The sequence below is a fragment of the Cupriavidus mimosae genome (genome assembly GCF_023952485.1).
In the GTDB taxonomy this organism is placed as follows: domain Bacteria; phylum Pseudomonadota; class Gammaproteobacteria; order Burkholderiales; family Burkholderiaceae; genus Cupriavidus; species Cupriavidus taiwanensis_C.
Map to the genome: position 1 here is coordinate 1 of NZ_JALHRY010000090.1, position 1,021 is coordinate 1,021.

The window sequence follows — 1,021 nt, forward strand, 5'->3', positions numbered from 1 at the left end:
CGTTCAAGAAGCTGCCTGGCACGCGCCGGGAGTGGTTCGAGCGGTTGGACCGGCCAGTGTTGCGACCGCTGCCGCCGCGGCGCTACGAAGTTGCAACGTTCAAACAATGCCGCGTCAACGTCGACTACCACGTCGAGATCGACGGTCACTACTACAGCGTGCCGCATGCCCTGGTGCGAAAGGCGGTCGAGGCTCGCGTAACCCGCCACACCATCGAGATCCTGTACGGTGGCAAACGGGTGGCGCTGCACGCGCGCAATACCCGCAAGGGCAGCCACAGCACGGTCAAGGAACACATGCCGGTGGCCCACCGCGCGCACCTCGAATGGACGCCCGGCCGGCTGCTCAACTGGGCAGCCTCGATTGGGCCCAACGTCGCCGTCATCGTCGAATACCAGCTCACCCACAAGAGCCATCCCGAGATGGGCTATCGCGCCTGCCTGGGTCTGCTGAGTCTGGCCAAGAAGTACAGCAAGGAGCGGCTCGAAGCCGCTTGCGCTCGCGCCGTCGCCATTGGCTCGCTCACGCGTAAGTCTGTGGTCTCCATCCTTGAAAACCATCTGGACCGGCAAGCCACTCTGCCGGTATCGCAAACCGAGTGGCATTCCCCCATGCACGACAACGTGCGCGGACCCGACTACTACCATTAGGAAAACTATGCTGATGCAACACACCGTCGGCCAGCTCAAGGCCCTCAAGCTCGACGGGATGGCGCGGGCCTTCGAGGAACAGTCTGCCCTGACCGCCAGTTCCAGCCTGCCGTTCGAAGAACGCTTCTCCATGCTGGTCGACCGGGAGATTGCTTGGCGCGACACCAGGCGCCTGGAGCGGCTGCTGCGCTCGGCCAAGCTCAAGCACACCCAGGCATGCCTCGAGGATGTGGTCTATGACGGCAGTCGCGGCCTTGATCAGCGGCTGGTCGCTACCCTGGCCAGTTGCGACTGGATCCGCAACGCTCAGAGCCTCATCCTGACCGGGGCGACCGGTGCCGGCAAGTCCTGGTTGGCCTGTGCGTTTGCTC

At 64.0% G+C, this 1,021-nt stretch carries 2 pseudogenes; both read left to right on the plus strand.

What is annotated here, in order from left to right:
* Nucleotides 1-650: pseudogene (gene istA / locus MKD50_RS30430) on the plus strand (IS21-like element ISRme9 family transposase); the annotation flags it as partial.
* Between the two features lie 7 nt (nt 651-657).
* A pseudogene (gene istB, locus MKD50_RS30435) lies at nt 658-1,021 on the plus strand (IS21-like element ISRme9 family helper ATPase IstB); the annotation flags it as partial.